At 55.0% G+C, this 23,374-nt stretch carries 15 protein-coding genes and 1 tRNA gene; 2 read left to right on the top strand and 14 right to left on the bottom strand.

Going from position 1 to position 23,374, the window contains the following annotated elements:
- Positions 1-207 precede the first annotated feature (207 nt).
- The 3 genes from ACZ5RG_RS12600 to ACZ5RG_RS12610 all read right to left on the bottom strand — a co-directional run bounded on the left by ACZ5RG_RS12600 (position 208) and on the right by ACZ5RG_RS12610 (position 2,593).
- Positions 208-1,083: an alpha/beta fold hydrolase gene (locus ACZ5RG_RS12600; RefSeq protein WP_464447252.1), complete on the bottom strand. Its 876-nt coding sequence runs from the start codon at positions 1,081-1,083 to the stop codon at positions 208-210.
- 73 nt (positions 1,084-1,156) lie between these two features.
- Positions 1,157-2,314, bottom strand: coding sequence for a site-specific integrase (locus ACZ5RG_RS12605; protein ID WP_464447253.1), 1,158 nt, complete (start codon positions 2,312-2,314; stop codon positions 1,157-1,159).
- Between the two features lie 203 nt (positions 2,315-2,517).
- Positions 2,518-2,593, bottom strand: a tRNA-Phe gene (locus tag ACZ5RG_RS12610).
- 336 nt (positions 2,594-2,929) lie between these two features.
- Here ACZ5RG_RS12610 and ACZ5RG_RS12615 point away from each other — a divergent pair.
- Both ACZ5RG_RS12615 and ACZ5RG_RS12620 read left to right on the top strand, forming a co-directional pair.
- A complete protein-coding gene (locus ACZ5RG_RS12615) occupies positions 2,930-4,117 on the top strand; it encodes an ImmA/IrrE family metallo-endopeptidase (RefSeq protein WP_464447254.1) in 1,188 nt (395 codons plus the stop codon).
- Complete coding sequence (locus ACZ5RG_RS12620) at positions 4,114-4,575, top strand: DUF4411 family protein (RefSeq protein ID WP_464447255.1); 462 nt, start codon at positions 4,114-4,116, stop codon at positions 4,573-4,575. The genes ACZ5RG_RS12615 and ACZ5RG_RS12620 overlap by 4 nt, the downstream gene beginning before the upstream one ends.
- A 481-nt stretch (positions 4,576-5,056) precedes the next feature.
- Here the strand turns inward: ACZ5RG_RS12620 and istB are convergent, their stop codons facing one another.
- From istB to rplJ, 11 genes are all read right to left on the bottom strand, one after another.
- Positions 5,057-5,881: an IS21-like element helper ATPase IstB gene (gene istB, locus ACZ5RG_RS12625; protein ID WP_464446705.1), complete on the bottom strand. Its 825-nt coding sequence runs from the start codon at positions 5,879-5,881 to the stop codon at positions 5,057-5,059.
- The gene (gene istA / locus ACZ5RG_RS12630) at positions 5,874-7,385 is read right to left on the bottom strand and encodes an IS21 family transposase (RefSeq protein WP_298596769.1); all 1,512 of its coding nucleotides are present in this window, start codon (positions 7,383-7,385) and stop codon (positions 5,874-5,876) included. The genes istB and istA overlap by 8 nt, the downstream gene beginning before the upstream one ends.
- Before the next feature lie 619 nt (positions 7,386-8,004).
- A complete protein-coding gene (locus ACZ5RG_RS12635; RefSeq protein WP_298601378.1) occupies positions 8,005-8,667 on the bottom strand; it encodes a response regulator in 663 nt (220 codons plus the stop codon).
- Positions 8,668-8,686: 19 nt separating this feature from the next.
- Positions 8,687-10,984, bottom strand: a complete 2,298-nt coding sequence (locus tag ACZ5RG_RS12640; protein ID WP_464447256.1) for a sensor histidine kinase — start codon at positions 10,982-10,984, stop codon at positions 8,687-8,689.
- Position 10,985: 1 nt separating this feature from the next.
- Positions 10,986-11,570 (bottom strand): DUF4390 domain-containing protein, encoded by a 585-nt coding sequence (locus ACZ5RG_RS12645; protein ID WP_298601372.1) that lies wholly within the window; start codon positions 11,568-11,570, stop codon positions 10,986-10,988.
- A 10-nt stretch (positions 11,571-11,580) separates the two neighbouring features.
- Positions 11,581-12,933 (bottom strand): 16S rRNA (cytosine(967)-C(5))-methyltransferase RsmB, encoded by a 1,353-nt coding sequence (gene rsmB, locus ACZ5RG_RS12650; protein WP_464447257.1) that lies wholly within the window; start codon positions 12,931-12,933, stop codon positions 11,581-11,583.
- Positions 12,934-12,952: 19 nt separating this feature from the next.
- Complete coding sequence (locus tag ACZ5RG_RS12655; RefSeq protein WP_298601366.1) at positions 12,953-13,495, bottom strand: LemA family protein; 543 nt, start codon at positions 13,493-13,495, stop codon at positions 12,953-12,955.
- Between the two features lie 101 nt (positions 13,496-13,596).
- Positions 13,597-17,811 carry a DNA-directed RNA polymerase subunit beta' gene (gene rpoC / locus ACZ5RG_RS12660; protein ID WP_298601363.1) on the bottom strand — a complete coding sequence of 1,405 codons (4,215 nt, stop codon included), beginning with the start codon at positions 17,809-17,811 and terminating at the stop codon, positions 13,597-13,599.
- Between the two features lie 23 nt (positions 17,812-17,834).
- A complete protein-coding gene (gene rpoB / locus ACZ5RG_RS12665; RefSeq protein WP_315135157.1) occupies positions 17,835-21,959 on the bottom strand; it encodes a DNA-directed RNA polymerase subunit beta in 4,125 nt (1,374 codons plus the stop codon).
- Between the two features lie 251 nt (positions 21,960-22,210).
- Positions 22,211-22,585 (bottom strand): 50S ribosomal protein L7/L12, encoded by a 375-nt coding sequence (gene rplL / locus ACZ5RG_RS12670; protein WP_315135155.1) that lies wholly within the window; start codon positions 22,583-22,585, stop codon positions 22,211-22,213.
- 40 nt (positions 22,586-22,625) lie between these two features.
- Entirely contained in the window at positions 22,626-23,132 is a 507-nt protein-coding gene (gene rplJ / locus ACZ5RG_RS12675) for a 50S ribosomal protein L10 (RefSeq protein ID WP_026036809.1), read from the bottom strand.
- Between the last annotated feature and the right edge of the window lie 242 nt (positions 23,133-23,374).

Raw genomic sequence — 23,374 nt, forward strand, 5'->3', positions numbered from 1 at the left:
GATGCCATCATTGATCTTGGCATTAGGGCGCATAGGACTCGCGCCAAAAATTTGCTGGCGACTTAGCCTATGAGATTTAAAAATACCAATATGCTCTAAAAGCTGTTGTTTCAAATTCCATTTGCGATACGGTTAAACAGGTTTTTACGACGCGGCTGTAGGGCGTTTTCAACGCTGTTGTGGTGTACAAAATCACCCAGCGGTAAATTAATTTATTTCCAACTGGCTTGCCTTGCCAGTTTTAATGATTGCTGCAATTTCCGTCATCACTTCCTTTTCCTTACCTCTAAACCCGTGCTGGGTAAGCGCTTCGCAGACACCACCCTGAAAGCCACCACCGCCGGAAATAGTGACTAATGGAACGTTAAATTTCTCTGCAATAGCCTTTGCGCTTGCATATGGCGTCAAGCTGCAGGGGTCATTAACGTGATGAATAAAGAAATGAATTGGCGACGGTTTTTTATAGTCAAAACCTCCAAGCTCTTTGTATGAATTTCTTGCGTAAGGCTCTGTGATTGCCGCGGTGTGAATTGCACCCGAGTAAGCAGTTGGATTGTGCAAGGGCATAAACGATGATGAAATCGTCCCCATACTAGTACCTACAAGCCAAACATCACCAATTGATGGCGTACGTTTTTTGACTTCTGCAATTAGTTTATCAACGTCTTCTTGTCTTTCCTTAGAGGCTTGATAACCAGAGGAGCAGTAATCACCGCTTTCGCTTTGACAATCAACAATCAATGTCGCAACAGAATCATCCGCCAAAAACCTTCTTGCACGAATTAAAAAATTACCTGTCAATTTAGATGCCGTCATTACGCCGTTTTCCATAACAGGCCTTACTACAGATGGATATCCGGGAAGCAGGACGGCAAGTTTAATTGGCTTATCTGATCCAATTTTGGTCGAAAAAATACCAGCCTGTTTTTTGGTGCCTGACAAGTCAACAGTAATTAACTCCTCTTTTAAACCTTGCGCGTGAACAGGAATGCTTTGCGCTAAAGCTGAGATGCTATTTGTACTTAAAGACAAAGCAACTCCAACAGCTGCAAGCATCCCTATGTAAGATTGATTTTTTTTCATTTTTTCACGTCACTTAAATGAGGCTTGATGACGCACAAGTCTAAATGAATTAGATTTTTTATGCTGATTACATTCAAGCCAGCCGATCTGCCGCCATCGTCGCCGTCAACTTGCTGTAGTGCCGCTCAATCATTGCGGCCGAATTGCCCATCTGCTTTGACAGGGTGTGTATATCGACCTCACCACGAAGCATCTCCATCGTGGCGTAGGTGTGCCGCAATGAATACAAAGTCCGGTTGTCCCCGTTGGCATCCAGCGCCAGCCCACTATCGCGCATCAACCGCCTGAACGTGCCCACAAGACTGTGGGGTTGGTGCCCATCGCTGAATCTGAACAACAGTTTTGGCACCCGCGTTGACAGTGTCGTTTCAAACGGCACATCGCATACATCCTTTTGCCGTGCGTGCAGTCGTTGCAAGACATCTACGGCCCTGTGTTTGGCAATGAGCCAGCGCCCACCGGTTTTGCCATCAACCCATATGCGCAAGTACCTGATGCCCTTGTCGGTGTGCCATTCGATGTCGCGCCAGCGAATGCCCATTGCTTCAGTGCCGTGCCGCATCCCAGTCAGCAAAAGCATTTCCACGTAGTCACGGAGCAAAGGGCGAATCTCGCGCTCCACACTCATCCTGCCCTGCTGACTCCACGGCTCCATAAATACCATCAGTTGTGTGATTTCTTGTTCACTGAATGCGGGGCGTGTCTTGCTTTTCTCGCCCTTGCTTGTGAGTCTGGGTACGGGCACACGCTCACTGATAAAGCCACGATCTACCGCCGTACCAATCACGCGACTCCAAGCACTTGCAAAATTGTTCAAGGTGCTTGTCTTGGGTGCCCGCGCCAGCCTTCTGTCACGCCACTGCTCAAACCCACGAACATCACTGTGCGTCAATGTCTCAAGTTGGCGCTCGCCAAAGTAAGGGATGAAATACCGCTCGATGATGCTGGCGTAGTCATTCAAACTGGACTTGGTCTTTTTTAGATCAATCAGGTGCCTGAGTTCATCCAGGCAAATAGCCGCAATCTGTGCAAACGAGTGTGCTTGGTGTGCAAGGCCTAAGCGTTGTCGGTATCTGGCTTCGTCATACAGGTCACACGCCGCCGCAATGGCGTGTTCAAGACTGGCTTTGCCAGTTGTTCGGCGATGCCAGGTTCCATCTGCGAGTCGATAGCGGCATTGGTACAGCAGGCTGCGGCTTCGCTTGTACAGCACCAAATCACCATCGCGCAAATAAAGGGTTTGTGGCTGTGTGCTGGCAAGGCTAGAGAACAGCCTGCGCAGGCCAGCGCCAGGAATTTGAAGGGGTGTGGACTCATTCATTCAAACAAGTCCCGTAGCGTGGCAGCAGAGTGGCGTGAACGCAATTGCCGTTTGAAATCGCTAGCCAGAATGAGAAAAACCGCCGTTCTACAGAGTAAAACGGCGGTTCTAATTGGTGGCCTGGACTGGAATCGAACCAGTGACACGCGGATTTTCAATCCGCTGCTCTACCAACTGAGCTACCGGGCCTTGGAAGCGTTCTATTTTAGCAGGACTTTTCCGTGGGGATGCCTGCTGAACACAAAAAAGTTCGCCACCGGATGGTCCAAATCTTGGCTGTCGTTTTGCTGTGCCAGCGTCTTAGCACAGGCATTGCACACTTTTTGAGCACCGTGCGGGGTGGGGATGCGCCACCGGCTTGAGGTTGACCGGGGTGGGCAAGCGTAAAGAAAATTGACGCTTACTCTGGCGGGGGGCGGCTGGGTAATGGGCTCCTCCTGCTGTTAAATGCCGAGATTATTAAAGCCAATTTAGTCACACTCAGCGTAGTGCTTGATTGGCAAATTCTCTGTATGCTTGGAGGCTATGGCTGGCCCCGACCTTCAAGGACTTGTAAACCCACGATTAATCGTCTGGGCGCGTAAGATGTCTCGCCTAGACATAGATACAGCAGCCAAACGTGCAGGAACAACAGCCGAACGTCTTACAGACTGGGAATCAGGTAACCAGATACCAACCCTCGCCCAGCTTCGTAAATTAGCTGATGCGTACAAGCGGTCCATAGGGGTCTTTTTCTTAAAAGAAATCCCTCGCGAAGGTACATCACTCCCCATTGACTACAGGCGATTTGAGCTGAGCATGCAGCAGTTCATGAGTCCAAAATTGGCTGTGAGTATTCGTGAAGCTCACGGTAAACGTGAAGAAGCCCTTGACATCTTTAAGGAGCTTGAAGAGGTCCCGCCTTCCTTTGATCTCCGTATTGCAGTAAATGCCTCCCCAGAACAAGCAGCTCAGTCAATAGGAGTTCGGTTAGGCATATCAGATGAGACACGGCGCTCATGGCCCAATGAACATGCTGCACTGTCGGGGTGGCGTTCTGCGATCGAGAGACTAGGCGTCATAGTGATTCAGGTCAGCGGTGTATCGCTGAATGAAATGCGCGGCGCAGCTATTTCTTTCGAAAGCCTGCCGATAATTTTTCTGAATGGTTCAGACAGTCCTCTTGGGCGCCTTTTTTCTCTGCTGCATGAGCTTACTCACTTGGCTCGAGTTGAAAGTGCCATTTGCGACGGCATAGAAGATGCACCTAGGGCTGAACGCCTCCAGCAGGTCGAGGTCTTTTGTAACCATGTCGCTGGCGCATTGCTAGTACCGCGCGCATCGCTACTTCAGCACCCCCTTGTTCAAGGCACAGATTCCAATTCAACTTGGGCTGATCACGAACTATCAAGTCTTAGACGGGTTTTCTGGGCAAGTCGCGAAGTTGTGCTTCGACGACTGCTCTTACTAGGCCGCACATCCCAAGCTCACTACAGGGAAAAACGAGCAGCATTCGAAGCTGAGTATGAGTCAATGCGAAAGAATAAAAAGGATGGCTTTGTCCCACATCCACGAATGGTCGTTCTCGGTAATGGTCGTTTATTGACACGACTTGCATTGGATGCATATGCAGCCAGCGCCATCACCGGATCTGAACTGTCGCGATTTCTTGGCACTAAGCTCGATCATCTTCCGAAGATTGCAGAAATCATGCATGAAAGGACTGCGGTTTGAAATGGTGCTTTGACACAAGCGCACTGATTGAACCGTGGGTGCGCCACTACCCCCCCGACCTGTTTCCAGGTCTATGGGATGCCTTAACGACTCTTGCTGAGGCAGGCGTAATTGGTGCTCCCGTTGATGTGAAGATCGAAATAGAACGTCAAAGCGATGGGTTGTGCGCTTGGGTATCATCACTGAGTAATTTCTTCGTTAATCCTGATCGAGCAACGATAGAAGCCTACGCTAGGATCGTGAACGATTACCCTGGATTTTTAAAAGTCAACTCCACAAAATCTGGAGCAGATCCTTTTGTCGTCGCCACCGCAGAAATTTTTGGTGTGCCTGTAGTCACATACGAAACTATGGCTAAAAAGGATGTCGCTCCGAAGATCCCAAATGTTTGCACCGCTTTGGGCATCAGGTCTGCATCACTGGTTGATGTACTGAGAGCTGAAAGCGTGAAATTTTAAGAATCCAGAAAAAACACGGGCAAGAGATTTTTAAGCGAAGAAATCTTCAGCTAGTTGCACGATCAGGCTGATAGAAGAGATATCGTAAGAGGGAATGTCCGTTCGATTGCTCGGGCTGAGGGACTGAAGTTACGCTGCACTTTTTGGAGCGTGCCAGCGTGAAATCCAGCAAAAATTCCCAGCCCCTTGAGCAGCAGATTACCTTCAACCAGCCCGACCAATCCCCTGCACCCAAGAACAACATCTTCCACCTCAAACTTATTGGGGGGCGAAGCAGCGACAGTGACCGCCTGCATCACATGCGAGATGGCTGCGTGGTTTTGTACAAGCGGACCCAGAGCACCGTGTGGCAGGTCAGGTTCAAACTCTTTGATCAGAAGTGGTGTTGACGCCGATCCAATATTGACCACCTGTGCCGATTGAATTTTGACCAGGGGCTTGAGCCAGCTTTTATCTCCGCTGGCTGTGGATAACTATAAGTTTAATTGTCGTCCCGCATCCCCTTTCTCTCCGCTTTTCTTGCCTGCTCCCTGGCTTTAATTCGGCCCCTCGCCTCATTGGAGCTGTGCCTGAATCGGTAGGACTCATTGCCCGTTTCCACAATGTGGCAGTGGTGCGTCAACCGGTCCAGCAGCGCCGTCGTCATCTTGGCATCCCCAAACACGCTAGACCATTCGGCAAACGTCAGGTTCGTCGTGATCAGCACGCTCACCCGTTCATACAGCTTGGACAGCAAGTGAAACAGCAGTGCCCCTCCGGCTTGGCTGAACGGCAAATACCCCAACTCATCGAGTACCACCAAGTCCATGCGCGACAAACTCAACGCAAGCCGACCTGCCTTGCCTTGAGCCTTCTCTTGTTCCAGCGCGTTGACCAGGTCCACCGTCGAGTAGAACCTGACCTTTTTGCCGTGTTGCGTCAGCCCCGAGATGCCCAGCGCCGTGGCCAGGTGCGTTTTGCCCGTCCCCGGCCCCCCTATGAGCACCACGTTTTGCGCATCCTGCGTGAACGACAGATCGGCCAGTTTGTGCACCAATGCCCGGTCCACTTGTGACGCCTCAAAGTTGAAGCCCGCCAAATCCCGGTGCACCGGGAACCGCGCGGCCTTGGTTTGATGCGCAATCGATCGCATATGGCGGTTGACTGCTTCGGCTTGCAGCAAGTGCTCGATCAGCCAGCGAGATGCCTGCAGCTCGGCATTGCCACCTTGCTCCACCAGATCCGCCCATGCCATGGCCATGCCGCTCAGTCTGAGCCCTTTAAGTTCGGCCTGGATGTCCCGCTGTGTTGGCTTGTACTCAGTCATGCGTCACCTCCACGCTGGACCGCAGGCCGTCGTAGCGCGCCGTGTTGGCCATCGGCACCTCACTGAGCTGCAGCGATGTTTCGGCTTGCTGCGGCATCGGTGGACTGCTCAAGCGCGCCAACACGTTGCGCACATGCTCCACGCTGATGCCACCGTTGGGGGTGGCGCCTTCCAGCAAAACCTCCACCGCCACCAATACAGCGTCCAGCCCCGCTTGCGGCACCACGGCCAGCACCTGGGCCATCACCCGGTCACCTCCAGCATGGCGCATCAGCGATTGCCGCAGCTTCAACAGCGCAGGCGGCAAGTCCAGAAACGGTGTGCCATTCCTCAGCGCCCCCGGCTTGCGTTGCACCAGGTCGATGTAATGCTGCCAGTCGTAGCTGATTTGCGCCCGGTTGGTCAGCCTTGCGTGACTGGCCACGATGGCGTCTTGGGCCACCACATCGACTCGGCCCGGATACAGCCTTGTACTGACCATCTGCCCAGCCCACTCGCACGGCACCGAATATTTGTTGCGCGCCACATTGACCAAACAGGTGCTGCTCACCCGGGCCGGATTCTCCACATACCCATCAAACGGCTCGGGCATGCTCATCAAGTGCTCATGCTCCAAATCCAGCATCTCGGCCAGCGTGAACTGCTTTTGCTCAGGGTGCGGTGTTTCGGCCCAGATCGAGCGGCAGCGCTCAGCCAACCAAGCATTGAGCTCAGCAAACGAGCCAAACCGCTTGGTGCCAGCCTCTATCCAGATACGCCTGCGGCTGTCCTGCACGTTCTTCTCCACCACCCCTTTCTCCCAACCCGAGGCCACGTTGCAAAAGTCCGGCTCGAACAGGTAGTGGCTGCACAGCGCATTGAAGCGGGCATTGACGATGCGACCTTTGCCTTTCTTGACCTTGTCCACCGCCGTCTTCATGTTGTCGTAAATGCCCCGGCGCGCCACACCGCCCAGCGCCGCAAAACTGCGGGTGTGCGCGTCAAACAACATCTCGTGTCCCTGGCTGGGGTAAGCCACCACCCAGAACGCCCGGCTGGCGCACAGCTTGAGATGTGAGACCTGCATGTGGTGGTACACCCCGCCAATGAGCAACCCTTCCTCGCTCCAGTCAAACTGAAACGCCTCGCCCAGCTCGAAACTCAAAGGCACATACGCCTTGGATGCCGCCTTGCCCTCTTGCTCGCGCCAACCCCGAATGAAATCCGTCAATCGGCTGTAGCCGCCCCGATAGCCCTGCGCCTGCAACTGCGCCAACAGCGCCCGCGCACTGCGCCGGGCATGTTTGGGTCGATGGGAATCGGCTTTGAGTGCCTGCACCAACGTCGCCTCAAACGCGCTGAGCTTGGTGAATCCGCTTTGCCTTTTGTACTTGGGAGCCTGGTCGCCAGGGGCTTTGAGCCATTTTTTGACCGTGTTGCGCGACAGTCCCGTGCGCTTGGCAATCTCGCTGTTGGAGAGTTGCTCGCGCAACTTCATGCGCCTGACCTTACCTATCATTTCCATGGTGATCACCTTCTATCTCTCCTGCTGAATATTTCAGCAGGCCAGTTGAACACCCTGGTCAATTTTGAGTCGGCACTCCTAGGTTTAGATGGTCAGTTTTCGGTCGGCGGCAACAACTTCCATAACCCGAGAGGTAGCAAGTCGTTCGTAAGGGTACGGTTGAGTTCAATTGGAATCGGAGATAGATAGTCAAGCGTCAATTTTAATTACGCTCGTTTGACTGCGTCACCAAAGAAATCTCTACAACCACCGGTTTCACACCCCTACGCCCAATGCCTACCCGCTGGGCAAAAAGCATCCTGTAGGGCTTGTAAAAGCGTTGCAGAGCGTTGGAAAAAGCTGGGGGCTGCGCTAGCTGAAGCGCCACGCCAACACACAGCCAAGCAGCTGCCAGCACAGCAGTTTTGAACTACTTTGAATTAACTTTAGAAGGGGGGATTTGGCACTGTCAGCACAGAGTGTGCCGCACCGTTTTGCACCCAATTTGCAGGCGCCATTAATGCTGAAGTTCTAGCGCCGGACGGACTTTTTCAATCCGCTGCTCTACCAACTGAGCTACCGGGCCGCAAGCAAAATTATAGCAGAGGAATCAGATCGATCCCGGTGGATCGAAGACAAATCAGCTGTTGCGTTTGCTGCGCGACAAATCTACGCCCAACTGCTTGAGCTTGCGGTACAGATGCGTTCGCTCCAGACCGGTTTTCTCCGCCACCTTGGTCATCGAGCCGGCTTCATGAGCCAAGTGGAATTCGAAATAAGCTTTTTCAAAAGCATCGCGCACCTCGCGCAAAGGCCGGTCAAGATCAAAGCTTTGTTGAACTTGCAGCACAGCGCTGACAACAGCGTCGTTGCCCAGGCCCATCGCCAAGACTGTGCTCGCCTGTGCTGCCGCGGCCGAACTCACCGCTTGTTTGACTTGGTCTCTGGCCAAACCTTGCTCCACGGCGTTGAGCAATTTTTGCAAGGTGATGGGTTTTTCGAGAAACGCTTGCGCACCAATTTTGACGGCATCCACGGCCGTATCGATGGTGGCGTGCCCGCTCATCATGATCACGGGCATATTGAGCAGTCCCGCAGCAGCCCACTCTTTCAAGAGGCTCACGCCATCGGTATCAGGCATCCAGATATCAAGCAACACGAGATCAGGGCGCATGCGCAAGCGTGCCTCTCGGGCCTTGGCTGCATTTTCGGCAAGTTCAACTTGATGGCCTTCATCAAACAGAATTTCTGAGAGCAGGTCACGTATGCCCAACTCGTCGTCAACCACCAAAATATTTGCCATATTGTCTGCGTGTCTCTGTTCAATAAGCGGGCGGATTCAATCCACCCATTGTTGTCGCAAGTGCGAATGATAGCGAGACTTGCGCCCCTTTGATTTCGCCGTCTTGCAACACGTTGCTCAGCTCAATTTTGGCGCCATGCTCATCTGCGATTTTCTTGACAACGGCCAAGCCCAAACCTGTGCCCTTGGCTTTGGTCGTCACATAAGGCTCAAAGGCGCGCTTGAGAATATTCTGCTCAAAACCTGGCCCTGTGTCGGTCACGATCAAACGAACCCGACTGCGCAGCGCGTTCCACTCTGTGCGCACGCCAACGCGAGCGTCTTTCAGTACTTCGCCCTTTAACTCACATGCATCCTGTGCATTTTGAAGCAGGTTGTGTATCACCTGGCGCAACTGCTGTTCGTCACCCAAAATGACTGGGCAAGCGGGGTCCAGCTCAGTGACGACTGGAGCCCGATGGATTTGGTCAGATGGCTCATTGGCGTACAACACCATCAAGTCAGCAATCAAGTCATTCATCTGCACGGGTTTCAGATCGGCCGATGGCAAACGGGCGTAGTCACGGAACTCATTGACCAGTCTTTTCATGGCGTCGACCTGGTCGACGATGGTCTTGACCGACTTGGTGAGCACAGCATCGTCTTGCGCATCGAGCTTGCCCATCAGCTTTCGCTGAAGCCGTTCGGCCGACAACTGTATCGGCGTCAAGGGATTTTTGATTTCATGCGCCAAGCGCCTGGCCACTTCGCCCCAGGCTTGTGCACGTTCCGCCGAGACGATTTCAGAAATGTCATCAAACACCAACAGGCGCATGCCGTCTGGCAGCACCGCACCACGCGCCAACAAGGTCACCGCAGTCTCCGTCAACCCCTGACCTGTCGCATGAATTTCGAACGACTTCTGCCAATGGTCCAACTCATGGGCATCTTTGTCTAATCGGAGCATGGCAAACTGTTCTGACACCCCTTGCGCAAACCCTTGCAAAGCAGGCAAGCTGACGAGCGGCAGCCCTTGATGAGTTGCCACAGGCACCCGCAAAATTCGAGTGGCTCCAGGATTGGCAGACTGGATCACCCCTTGGGCATCAATCACCATGACGCCTGCGGTCAAGTTATCCAAAATGGTTTGCAAATTGCCACGCGCCGTATCCAGCTGAAGCAGACTGCGCTGCACGTTGGTTCGGGCATCTGAAAGCTGTTGTGTCATGTCTGCGAATGACCGGGTCAACCCCCCGAGTTCATCTTTGCCTTGCAACGCGAGTTTGGGCGTCAAATCACCCGCCGCCACTTGGCGCATGCCATGAGCCAACAACAACAGAGGGCGAGCCAATTGATTGCCCAACACCACGGCCAACAAGATGGCACCAAGAACGGCCAAAAACAAACTGAGGGTCAGCGTGCCGATGTACATGCGTCGCAGGCCTTCACGAGCCAAAGCACGCTCCTGGTATTCGCGATAAGCCGACTGCACTTCCAACGCGTTGTTGACCAGGGTCGGGGGCACTTCTTGCGTCACTTGCAACAAGCGCCGCTCAGCATCAAAGGAAAGGCCGGATTGGGGCAACAAGACCAACACTTTGATGCGCCCTTTGTCGCTTCCTGGAATGGCTTCGTCAAACCCCTCGACCCACTCAACGCTGCCTTTTTGGCGCGCATCCCTGATCTGCTGGGCTGGGGGGCGTTCGGGTCGAATTTGGAATCTCGATTGCCCCGCACTCGCGACCATGCGTCCAGTGGCGGTCCACAACACGGCATCACTGACACCCAGTTGTTCGCGCATTTTTTCCAACGCGATGCCCGCGCTCACGTCGGAGACATCACTCAATTGGGTGGCGGCAACACGCGCTTGTTTGGTCAGGTCATTGCTCAAGGTGTCCAGAGTGGCGCGCCCCAGATTCAGGCCCGCAACCAGCGCAGCTTCCACTTTGACATCGAACCAGCTTTCAATCGAGCGCGAGACGAACTGATAGGACACTACATAAATCAGCACGCCGGGGATCACGCCAACCAACGCAAAGATGCCCGCCAACTTGACCAACAAACGTGACCCGAATTGGCCACGCTTTAGGCGCAGCAACAGCCGAACAGACCCCCACAGGATGGTGATCAACAAACCACTGGCCACAACGACATTGATCAGCGCCAGCCATTCGTAATTCTGGTTGTACCTTTCACGGTTGCCTGTGGCTTGGGTCATCAACACGAGCAAGCCCAAACCGATCACGACCATTGACAAAGCACCCAAGCCCAACAACCATCGGCTGATTCGCGAGGCTTGTTGCGATTTCTTTTGTAATCGACCGAAAGAGATCCCCATCTCAACGCACCATGTCTGTTGTCAGGCGTATTTGCTTGGCCACCACCAAGGTCCACTCGGCTTGGCTGCCTGCGGCGATTTGGAAAGGACGGGGCAGCTGAGAAATGTCCAGTCTGAAACGGTACGCAATGTATTGCCGAGCCTCGAGGTCCAGGTCTGCCATGTCGGCCACTTTCCAGCCGGATTGACGACGGATCACATTCAGGGCTTCAGGCAACGTTTCGAAGTTCTGAGAAATGCTGCCCGCCAAGCCCGCACCTGAAATCGGCTCGTGTGAGACATTCAGACGCCAACGACGAGTCAGTGGCTGAAAAGCCAGTCTGTAATAACGTGTTGCGGTGCCAATTTTGCGGTCGTACCAATACCAGCGGTCACGCATGACCTCGGCTTCGGCAACAAAATGCACGGCAAACCCTTTCATGAGTGCGTCTTCGACGGCCGCCGCTAACTCCAGCTTGAGCTGGGCTGTCAAATACAGTGCCGCTTCGCGCCGTTCTGCACGCAGCTCCGTCAACTCTGCCACCGAGTTTTGCGCCCAAGCGGATGACGCGACAAGCAGCCAGGCCCCCAGGACCCAGCAAGCCATGCGCCAGAGCTCAGCCCTGACGCTTTTCCAGCAGTGCGTAATAAAACCCATCATGTTCACCCAATGGATTGTGCTCGACTGGCAGGCCAATTGGTGCCTGCCCCGGTATCAAATGCCCCGGAGAGAGGTGCAACAGCGCATCAGTGTTGCGCTGAAGAAACGCTTGCACGGTTTCATCCCCCTCGGCCTTGAAGACCGAGCAGGTGCAGTAAAGAAGCCGACCACCTGGCACCAGCAAAGGCCAAAGGGCCTTGAGCAGTGCTGCTTGCGTTTTAGCCAATTGCCCACTGTCTGTGGGCCTGCGCAGCCACCGCACATCGGGATGCCGGCGCACGATGCCCGATGCCGTGCAAGGCGCATCGAGCAAGATAGCGTCAAACGGATTGCCGTCCCACCATTGCGCAGGGTGCCCCGCATCGGCCGCACGAACCTCGGCGGACAGGGCCAAACGCTGTAAATTCTGGTGAATCCGTTCGCAGCGAGACTCATCCACATCCAGCGCCAGCACATGGGCTTGGGGATACAACTCCAACAAATGTCCGGTTTTACCGCCCGGTGCGGCGCAGGCATCCAGAATTTTCCAAGATTTCGTGGCGTCCATCCCCTGCATGAGCAAGGGGGCTGCCACTTGGGCTGCTGCATCTTGCACAGAAACATGCCCTTCTGAAAATCCAGGCAAAAGGTGCACGGGCAATGCCTTGGTCAGTTGTAAGCCCTGCGATCCAACGGCTTGGGCGGCCACACCCATGGCGACCAACTGCTGTTGGTACGCGCCAACGGTATGAAACCGGGTATTGACCCTCAGCGTCATGGGTGCGGGCTTTTGTGCCAGCGTCAACAGTTGCTGCCAATGCTGCGGATGATCTGTCTGCAAGCGCTCAACCCACCAGCGCGGGTGATTCCATTGCGACTGTGGATCGGTGTCGGTCTGCCGCACCAAGGTGTCGTGCTCACGCATAAAGCGCCGAAGACAGGCATTGATGAAACCGCTCTGGGCTTGGGTTTGCCTCTGTTTGCGTGCAGCCTCTACGGCCTGATTGACCAAGGTGTGAATTGGGTACGGCGCATCCGCATCGTTCCAGCACAAGGCCAATGCCGTGCACAACAAGGCGTCTACCGCAGGCGGGGGTGTTTTGGCTGCCAGCAGTTCACGCAAGGCGGTCGCACGGCCAAGTTGCCTCAACGCCTGAAAACTCAAAGCCTGAACCCCTGGCCGCAACTCGTGCGGAACACTTTCCAGTTGCGCGGTCAGGGAGCGCCCCTGACGTGTCGCCTGTACCGCGGACGCAGTGGCTTGCAGCAAACGCCGCAAAGGTGGGGACTGCCCAGGAAATGTCTGTACGTGAGATGGCGCTTGTGTCATGGTTGGTTTCTAGCGGCACTCAGGCAGTGCCCATGGACAGATCCATTCGCGTGGCGGGTTTGAGGTTCAAACGTCTGGCCAGCCACGACGCAGGTCGCATGGCCAGCGCATCGTTGTATGCCGCCACCGCCACATGGTACGGGATGAGCGCAGCGGGCAGCGTTTGCCGCATCCGGTTCAAGGCAATGTCCAGATCAGGCTTGACTGCCTCGCTCGCGGTTTGCAGAATCAGGCGGATCTCGGTCAGCACTTTTTGATGCTGTATCGCCACTTGCTTCTGGCTTTCATTGTCCAATGGCTGTAAGCGGGCCTGCGACAGCGCCTCCAACAATTCATCGCACGCCAGTTGCAGCGCTTGCAGATCGTCTGTCCCTGCGCCAATAGCAAGCGACTGCCGAGCTGCAATACCGCCTTGCATGCGAACCAGCAAACGCAACCAAACCGCATCCACACTGCTCCATTGCCGAACAACCTCAGCACGCAGCCGAACCAAGCGGTTGTGCGCACCCACCGCCCAAAACAAGGCGATTGCGAGCAACAAGCCAAAGATCAATGCACCCATGGTTTCACCTCCGTTGAACCGTCACATAAAAACAGCCCCTGACCGCCAAACGGTGCAGGGGCTGTTCACGTTGCTCACCTTGTAAAAGGTGAACGCGTTACTCAGGCAGCTTCGCCTGCGTCTGTGACGGCGTCTTCGGTCGACTGGCCCGCCAAGTCCGCCGCTTCAGCGTCGGCAATGGCACGGCGCTCTGCGTCGTCCATCGCATCCTTGACCGCACGGGCTTTGTGATAAGCCAAGCCAGTACCTGCAGGAATCAAGCGACCCACGATCACGTTTTCCTTCAGACCACGCAACTCGTCGCGCTTGCCCATGATGGCCGCTTCGGTCAACACACGGGTCGTTTCCTGGAAGGAAGCGGCCGAGATGAACGAGTCTGTCGACAAAGATGCCTTGGTGATACCCAGCAACAAGTTGCTGAATGTCGCAGGAATTTTGCCTTCACTTTGCAGCGCGTCATTGGTGTTGAGCATCTCGGAACGCTCGACCTGCTCACCAGAGATGTAGGTCGAATCACCGATGTTCTCGACCACCACACGGCGCAACATCTGACGAACAATCACTTCGATGTGCTTGTCGTTGATCTTCACGCCTTGCAAGCGGTAAACGTCCTGCACTTCGTCGACGATGTAGCGTGCCAGCTCTTCGATGCCCAACAGGCGCAAGATGTCTTGTGGGTCGGCTGGGCCGTCCACAATGCTCTCGCCTTTGTTGACCACTTGGCCTTCGTGCACCAGGATGTTCTTCTCTTTGGGGATCAGTTCATCCCAGACCTTGCCTTCTGGATCGGTGATCTGCAAGCGGACCTTGCCTTTGGTTTCCTTACCAAAGGACACGGTACCCGTGATCTCGGCCAACATGCCTTTGTCTTTGGGCGTACGGGCTTCGAACAGTTCGGCCACACGGGGCAAACCGCCGGTAATGTCTCGGGTCTTCTGACCTTCGACCGGAATACGGGCCAGCACCTCGCCTGGGCCCACATCCATGCCGTCGCGCACCTGAATCAAGGAGCCGATCTGGAAGCCAATCGTCACCGAGTGATCGGTGCCGGGGATCTTGACTTCTTTACCTTGCGCGTCGATCAGTTTGACCTGAGGACGGATGACCTTGGCTGCACCACGGCGCTTGGGGTCGATGACCACCAAAGTGGACAGGCCGGTCACTTCGTCGAGCTGCTTGGCAACGGTCATGCCCTCTTCGACGTTCTCGAACTTCACCTGACCGGCGAATTCGGTGATGATCGGGCGGGTCAATGGATCCCAGTTGGCCAAGATGGTGCCAGCCTTGATGGTCTGGTCTGCCTTGATGGCCAGGATCGCACCGTAAGGCACTTTGTGACGCTCGCGCTCACGGCCGTGTTCGCTGATCACGATTTCACCAGAACGGGAAATCACCACCAGCTCACCTTTGGTGTTGGTCACATAACGCATCGTGGCATTGAAGCCGATGATGCCGTTGGACTTGGCTTCTACACTGGAGGCCACTGCGGCACGCGAAGCTGCACCACCGATGTGGAAGGTACGCATGGTCAGCTGGGTACCGGGTTCACCGATGGACTGAGCAGCAATCACACCCACAGCTTCACCGTTGTTGACCAAGCCACCACGGCCCAAATCACGGCCATAGCACTTGGCGCACAGGCCAAAACGTGTGGCACAAGTCAGCGCTGTACGCACCTTGACTTCGTCAACACCAACGGCTTCCAGTTCGTCGATCAGGTCTTCATCGAGCATGACGCCCGCTGCAGCCAAAACAGAACGGTTTTCAGGGTGCAAGACATCATCGGCCACGGTGCGACCCAAGATACGGTCACGCAGCGACTCAATGACTTCACCACCTTCGACGATGGCGCGCATCAGCGAACCGTCAGAGGTACCGCAATCCAGCTCGGTCACAACAAGATCTTGTGTGACGTCGACCAGACGACGGGTCAGGTAACCCGAGTTGGCGGTCTTCAAAGCCGTATCGGCCAGACCTTTACGGGCGCCGTGTGTCGAGATGAAGTACTGCAACACGTTCAGACCTTCACGGAAGTTCGCCGTGATGGGCGTCTCAATGATCGAGCCATCAGGCTTGGCCATCAGACCACGCATGCCAGCCAGCTGACGAATCTGCGCTGCAGAACCGCGAGCACCGGAGTCGGCCATCATGTAAATCGAGTTGAACGATTCCTGATCGACTTCGTTGCCATGGCGGTCAATGGTCCGCTCTTTGCGCAGCTGATCCATCATCACCTTGGACACGACGTCACCGGCTTTGCCCCAGATATCGACCACTTTGTTGTAGCGCTCGCCAGCAGTCACCAGACCGGAGACGTATTGCTGCTCGATGTCTTTGACTTCTTTCTCGGCGGCCTCAATGATGGCTGGCTTCTCTGGCGGCACCAACATGTCGTCGATACCAATCGAGATACCGGCGCGTGTGGCCAGGCGGAAACCGTTTTGCAACAGCTTGTCGGCGAACACCACGGTCTCTTTCAAACCGCACTTGCGGAATGATGTGTTGATCAGCTTGGAAATTTCTTTCTTCTTGAGGGCCTTGTTCAGGTTCGAGAAGGGCAAGCCCTTAGGCAAAATTTCCGACAGCAATGCACGACCGACTGTGGTTTCAACCATCGACACCGATGAAGTGAATTCACCCGTGACTTTGTCTTTGGTCCACTCGGTCATGCGCACGTTGATCTTGGCACTCAACTCGACAGCATCCGCATCCAGCGCGCGCTGCACTTCGCCGATGTCGGCAAAGATCAGGCCTTCGCCCCTGGCGTTGATACGGTCACGCGTGGCGTAGTAAAGACCCAGCACCACGTCTTGCGACGGCACGATGGAGGGCTCGCCAGAAGCGGGGAACAAGATGTTGTTCGAGGCCAGCATCAAAGTGCGGGCTTCCATCTGGGCTTCGACCGACAAAGGCACGTGAACGGCCATCTGGTCACCGTCGAAGTCGGCGTTGAAGGCCGCGCAAACGAGGGGGTGCAACTGAATGGCTTTGCCTTCGATCAGCAAGGGCTCAAAAGCCTGAATGCCCAAACGGTGCAGCGTAGGCGCACGGTTGAGCATCACGGGGTGCTCTTTGATGACCTCTTCCAAGATGTCCCACACCACGGGGGTGCCGGCTTCGACTTCTTTCTTGGCGGCCTTGATGGTGGTGGCGATGCCCATGGCTTCGAGACGCGCAAAGATGAAGGGCTTGAACAGCTCGATGGCCATCAACTTGGGCAAACCGCACTGGTGCAGCTTGAGGGTTGGGCCCACGGTGATGACGGAACGACCAGAGTAGTCGACGCGCTTGCCCAGCAAGTTCTGGCGGAAACGACCACTCTTGCCTTTGATCATGTCGGCCAAAGACTTCAGGGCGCGCTTGTTGGCACCGGTCATGGCCTTGCCGCGACGGCCGTTGTCCAGCAAGCTGTCCACGGCTTCTTGCAACATGCGCTTTTCGTTGCGCGCGATGATCTCGGGGGCCTTCAACTCCAGCAAACGGCGCAGGCGGCTGTTGCGGTTGATGACGCGGCGGTACAAATCGTTCAGGTCGGAAGTCGCAAAGCGACCGCCATCCAGCGGCACCAATGGACGCAAGTCCGGTGGCAACACGGGCAGCACTTCAAGCACCATCCAGCCGGGCTTGATGCCCGACTTCTTGAACGCTTCCAGCACTTTCAGGCGCTTGGAGTTCTTCTTGACCTTGAGCTCAGAGCCGGTCAAGTCGCCACGCAGGCGCTCGATTTCGCTTTCGATGTCGATGCCTTCGAGCAACTCGCGAATGCCTTCAGCGCCCATCTTGGCCGTGAATTCATCACCGTACTCTTTGACTTTGGCGTCGTAGTCGTCTTCGGACATGATGCCGAACTTCTTCAGCGGGGTCATGCCAGGATCGGTCACGACATACGCTTCAAAGTACAACACGCGTTCGATGTCGCGCAATGTCATGTCGAGCACCAGGCCCAAACGCGATGGCAGCGATTTCAGGAACCAGATGTGGGCGCAAGGGGCGGCCAGATCGATATGGCCCATGCGCTCGCGACGCACTTTGGTCTGTGTGACTTCAACGCCGCACTTCTCGCAAATCACGCCACGGTGCTTGAGTCGCTTGTACTTGCCGCACAAGCATTCGTAGTCTTTGATAGGGCCAAAAATCTTGGCGCAAAACAGACCATCGCGCTCGGGCTTGAAAGTACGGTAGTTGATGGTTTCCGGTTTTTTCACTTCGCCGAAAGACCACGAACGGATCTTCTCGGGCGATGCCAGGCCGATGCGAATCGCATCGAAGTGGTCATCGGGCGTGAACTGCTTGAACAGGTCGAGTAGTGATTTCATGGTTTAAATCCTTTGCCTGTGAATTAAGAACGCTCGAGCTCGATGTCAAGGCCCAGCGAACGGATTTCCTTGACCAGCACGTTGAACGATTCGGGCATGCCCGCTTCGATGGAGTGTTCGCCTTTGACGATGCTTTCGTACACCTTGGTACGGCCTTGCACGTCGTCCGACTTCACGGTGAGCATCTCTTGCAGAACGTAAGAGGCGCCGTACGCTTCCAAAGCCCACACCTCCATCTCACCGAAACGCTGACCACCGAACTGCGCTTTACCACCCAGCGGCTGCTGTGTGACCAAGCTGTAAGGACCGGTCGAACGCGCGTGCATCTTGTCGTCCACCAAATGGTGCAGTTTCAAGAAGTGCATGTAACCAATGGTGGTTGGACGGTCAAAGGCATCGCCTGTGCGGCCGTCAAACAAGTTGGCTTGTGTGCGAGTAGCGGTCAGACCCTTGGCCTTGGCCAGGTCTTCTGGATACGCCAGATGCAACATCGCGCGGATTTCTTCTTCTGCAGCGCCGTCGAAAACGGGCGTCGCGAATGGGAAACCTTCTTTGAGGTTGTCGGCCATTGCCAGGACTTCGTCATCGCTCAGTTGCGACAAATCTTCCTTGCGGCCCATGCTGTTGTACAACTGCTCGAACAGCTTGCGCAATTCGGCAATCTTTTCCAGACGCTGCGTTTCAGCTTGCAGCATGTTGCCAATGCGGTGGCCAATGCCTTTGCCGGCCCAACCCAAGTGAACTTCGAGCACCTGACCCACGTTCATACGTGAAGGAACACCCAAGGGGTTCAACACGATGTCGGCAGGTGTGCCGTCGGCCATGTAAGGCATGTCTTCGACCGGAACGATCTTGGAGACCACACCTTTGTTACCGTGACGGCCGGCCATCTTGTCACCAGGCTGCAAGCGACGCTTGACGGCCAAATAGACCTTGACCATTTTCAGCACGCCTGCAGGCAACTCGTCGCCTTGTGTGAGCTTCTTGCGCTTTTCTTCAAAAGACAAGTCAAAGCTGTGACGGGTTTGCTCCAACGAGTTCTTGATGGACTCGAGTTGCATCGCCACGTCGTCTTCTGCTGGACGAATGTCGAACCAGTGGAACTTCTCGACCGACTCCATGTAGGCCTTGTCGAGCTTCGTGCCTTTGGCCAGTTTCTGAGGACCACCGTTGGCCACTCGGCCCACCAGCAATTTCTCGATACGGTCAAATGCATCGGCTTCCACAATGCGCAACTGGTCGTTCAGGTCCAGACGGAAACGCTTGAGTTCGTCGTCGATGATCTGCTGTGCGCGCTTGTCGCGCACGATGCCTTCACGGGTGAAGACCTGCACGTCAATCACAGTGCCTTGCGAGCCTTGATCCACGCGCAGTGATGTGTCTTTCACGTCACTGGCTTTTTCGCCGAAGATGGCGCGCAACAATTTCTCTTCTGGCGTCAGTGTGGTCTCGCCTTTTGGCGTGACCTTGCCGACCAGCACATCGCCGGGTTGCACTTCTGCACCCACATAGATGATGCCGGAGTCGTCCAGACGTCCCAGTTGTTGCTCGGACAGGTTGGGAATGTCGCGCGAAATTTCTTCGGCGCCCAACTTGGTGTCACGTGCCATGACCACGAGTTCTTCGATGTGGATCGAGGTGTAGCGGTCTTCCGACACGACACGTTCCGAGATCAGGATCGAATCTTCGAAGTTGTAGCCGTTCCAAGGCATGAAAGCGATCAGCATGTTCTGACCAATGGCGATTTCGCCCAGGTCGGTCGATGCACCGTCGGCAATCACGTCACCTTTGGCCAGCTTGTCGCCACGTTTGACGATAGGACGCTGGTGGATGTTGGTGTTCTGGTTGGAACGCTGGTACTTGATCAGGTTGTAGATATCCACACCCACTTCACCGGCCAATGCTTCGGCGTCGTTCACCCGAATCACGATGCGGGTGGCGTCAACGTAGTCCACGATACCGCCACGTGTAGCCGTCACAACGGTACCGGAGTCGACCGCTGCAACGCGCTCGATACCGGTGCCGACCATGGGCTTTTCAGGGCGCAGCACAGGCACGGCCTGGCGCGACATGTTGGCACCCATCAAAGCGCGGTTGGCGTCATCGTGCTCCAAGAAAGGCACCAGCGATGCCGCAACGGACACGATCTGGGCAGGCGACACGTCCATGTACTGAATGCGCTCGGCACCACACAGGATGGATTCGCCTTTTTCACGGGCAGAAACCAAGTCACCGGTCAGCTTGCCGTCTTTGTCCAAAGCCGCATTGGCCTGGGCGATGACGTATTTGCCTTCTTCGATGGCCGACAGGTAGTCGATGTTCATCGTGACTTTGCCATCGATCACTTGGCGGTATGGCGTCTCGATGAAACCGTACTCGTTCAAGCGGGCGTACAAAGCCAGCGAGTTGATCAAACCAATGTTTGGACCTTCAGGCGTTTCAATAGGGCAAACGCGACCGTAGTGGGTCACGTGCACATCACGCACTTCAAAGCCTGCACGTTCGCGGGTCAAACCACCTGGGCCAAGGGCCGAAACACGGCGCTTGTGGGTGATCTCAGCCAACGGGTTGGTCTGGTCCATGAACTGCGACAACTGTGATGCACCGAAGAACTCTTTCAGGGCAGCAGAAATCGGCTTGGAGTTGATCAAGTCGTGTGGCATCAACGGCTCTTGCTCAGCTTGACCCAAACGCTCTTTCACGGCCTTTTCGATACGAGCCAAACCTGTGCGGTATTGGTTTTCGGCCAATTCGCCCACGCAACGAACGCGGCGGTTGCCCAAGTGGTCGATGTCATCGACTTCGCCATTGCCGTTGCGCAAGTCCACCAAAATCTTGACCACAGCCAAGATGTCTTCGTTGGTCAGCACCATCGGACCTGTGGAGTCTGGACGACCCACACGGGCGTTGAACTTCATGCGGCCGACACGCGACAAGTCGTAAGTGTCGGGGTTGTAGAACAAGCGCTGGAACAAGGCTTGCACAGCGTCTTCAGTTGGCGGCTCGCCAGGACGCATCATGCGGTAGATGGCCACGCGTGCAGCGAACTCATCAACGGTTTCGTCAATGCGCAGGGTTTGCGAGATGTACGCGCCCTGATCGAGTTCGTTCGTGTAAATGCAGGGCAGGTCTTGAATGCCCGATGTGCGCAGCTTTTTCAGAAGCGCTTCAGTCAACTCTTCGTTGGCCTTGGCAATGATTTCGCCCGTGTCCGCTTCGACAATGCTGCGAGCCACAACGCGGCCGAGCAAGTAGTCTTCTGGCACGCTGATGTGTGTGGTACCCGATTGCTCGAGTTCACGGGTGTGACGCACGGTGATCCGCTTGTCTTTGGCCACCACCACTTTGCCGGACTTGTCGGTGATGTCAAAACGGGCCACTTCGCCGCGCAGACGCTCGGCGACAAATTCCATTTGTGCGCCACTGTCCATCAGACGGAAGTTATCGTTGACGAAGAAGTTGGCGAGGATCGACTCTTGGTTCAGGCCAATGGCCTTCAACAAAATCGAAACGGGCATCTTGCGGCGACGGTCAACACGGAAATACAGGATGTCTTTCGGGTCGAATTCAAAGTCGAGCCACGAACCACGGTAAGGGATGATGCGTGCCGAGAAAAGCAACTTGCCCGAGCTGTGTGTTTTGCCCTTGTCGTGTTCAAAGAACACGCCTGGCGAACGGTGCAACTGAGACACGATCACGCGCTCTGTACCGTTGATGATGAAAGAGCCTTTGTCGGTCATCAAAGGCACTTCGCCCATGTAGACCTCTTGCTCTTTGACTTCCTTGACCACTTTGGACTGTGATGTCGAAGAATCGCGGTCGTAAATGATGAGCTGAACACGTGCGCGTACAGCTGAAGAGAAAGTCAGGCCACGAGTCTGGCATTCACGAACGTCAAACGCTGGCTTGGCCAGGTTGTATTCGACAAACTTCATCTCCACAAAACCATTGTGGGACACGATCGGGAAGGCCGACTCAAATGCGGCTTGCAGGCCTTCGTGTGTGCGTTTGGATGAAACAACACCCGCTTGCAAGAAGGACGTGTAAGCGTCTTTTTGCATTTGCAGCAGGTAAGGAACTTCGAGCACGCTTTCGCGGCTGCCGAAACTTTTGCGGATTCGCTTGCGTTCGGTGTATGAATAGGCCATGAGATCTCCGGGCTTGATCTTTCAGAACTGTGTGTTGAACGAGTTTTAAGCTCATTCAACGGGCTTGGCGGCTGGCCTCTACCAGCGTTGGCGGACGATTGCGCATTGCACGCAACCCGAACCAAGGGTTTTCTGCAGTCGGGTCAGAAAACACTGAAAAACAGCTCTTTCCGCGCTGTTTTTCAGTGTGCTCTTCAAGCACCAAAGGCTGGAGGCCCTTGCGGACACTCCAGCCTTGGAACAAGACTGAATTACTTCAGTTCGGCCTTGGCGCCAGCTTCTTCCAGCTTTTTCTTAGCGGCTTCAGCGTCAGCTTTTGGCAGGGCTTCTTTGACCGCCTTAGGAGCGCCGTCCACCAGGTCTTTGGCTTCTTTCAAGCCCAAGCCTGTGATTTCGCGCACAGCTTTAATCACGGACACTTTGTTCGCGCCAGCTTCCAACAACACCACGTTGAATTCTGTCTTCTCTTCTGCAGCAGCAGCGGCACCGCCACCAGCAGCAGCAGGAGCGGCCATAGCGGCAGCGCTCACGCCAAACTTCTCTTCGATGGCTTTCACCAGGTCGTTGAGTTCCATGACCGTCATGCTGTCCAGCGCGGTCAAAAATGCGTCTTTATCGAATGCCATTTTTATTTCCTAACAATTGGTTAAAACACGAACGCTGGCCTTAAGCGGCAACAGCTTCGCCTTCGCCTTTTTTGGCCGCCAGAGCACCCAACACCACTGCGGTGCGGGACATTGGCGACATCAGCAAGCCACACAACTGAGCCAACAACACTTCTTTCGAAGGGATGCTTGCCAATTGCTTAACGCCATTGACGTCCAGAGCTTTACCTGCAAATGCACCTGCACGAATCACCAACTTGTCGTTGGTTTTCGCAAAGTCAGCTACCACTTTGGCGGCAGCTACTGCATCTTCAGAGAAGCCATAGATCAGCGGGCCGGTCATCTGATCGGCAACAATTTCAAACTGCGTACCTGTCACAGCACGGCGAGCCAAAGTGTTTTTCAACACCGTCAGCGAAACGCCGAGGCTGCGAGCTTTGACGCGCAAGTTTGTCATGTCAGCGACCGTGATACCACGGTATTCCGCCATCACCAGCGTTTGAGCTTTAGCGGCGAGGTCGGTCACTTCGGAAATGACCGCTTCTTTCTCACTGCGATTCAGACTCAAGGTCTACTCCTTTATATGTGTTTTTCGGGTCACCCCTGAAACACGCCTATTTGCAGCGACCAACTGTTTTGGATATTCATCCATCTGCAGCGGGATCGCCATCTGCGTTGGCCCAAACCCTCAACTAAAGCCGAAAGTTTGTTGATTAAGCACAGCGATGTGTGCACCAACGGTCTTGGATGGCCTGCCGCCTTTTTTGACAAAGACTGCAGCCCACCACATCGAGCCAACCTGACGGTTGA

It is taken from the genome of Limnohabitans sp. TEGF005, from assembly GCF_055394835.1.

Coding starts and splice junctions, on each gene's coding strand:
- rpoB (WP_315135157.1), bottom strand. CDS start 21,959: ATGGCCTATTCATACACCGAACGCAAGCGAATCCGCAAAAGTTTCGGC.
- rplL (WP_315135155.1), bottom strand. CDS start 22,585: ATGGCATTCGATAAAGACGCATTTTTGACCGCGCTGGACAGCATGACG.
- ACZ5RG_RS12615 (WP_464447254.1), top strand. CDS start 2,930: ATGGCTGGCCCCGACCTTCAAGGACTTGTAAACCCACGATTAATCGTC.
- ACZ5RG_RS12640 (WP_464447256.1), bottom strand. CDS start 10,984: ATGGGGATCTCTTTCGGTCGATTACAAAAGAAATCGCAACAAGCCTCG.
- istB (WP_464446705.1), bottom strand. CDS start 5,881: ATGACTGAGTACAAGCCAACACAGCGGGACATCCAGGCCGAACTTAAA.
- ACZ5RG_RS12645 (WP_298601372.1), bottom strand. CDS start 11,570: ATGGCTTGCTGGGTCCTGGGGGCCTGGCTGCTTGTCGCGTCATCCGCT.
- ACZ5RG_RS12600 (WP_464447252.1), bottom strand. CDS start 1,083: ATGAAAAAAAATCAATCTTACATAGGGATGCTTGCAGCTGTTGGAGTT.
- ACZ5RG_RS12635 (WP_298601378.1), bottom strand. CDS start 8,667: ATGGCAAATATTTTGGTGGTTGACGACGAGTTGGGCATACGTGACCTG.
- istA (WP_298596769.1), bottom strand. CDS start 7,385: ATGGAAATGATAGGTAAGGTCAGGCGCATGAAGTTGCGCGAGCAACTC.
- rsmB (WP_464447257.1), bottom strand. CDS start 12,933: ATGACACAAGCGCCATCTCACGTACAGACATTTCCTGGGCAGTCCCCA.
- rpoC (WP_298601363.1), bottom strand. CDS start 17,811: ATGAAATCACTACTCGACCTGTTCAAGCAGTTCACGCCCGATGACCAC.
- ACZ5RG_RS12655 (WP_298601366.1), bottom strand. CDS start 13,495: ATGGGTGCATTGATCTTTGGCTTGTTGCTCGCAATCGCCTTGTTTTGG.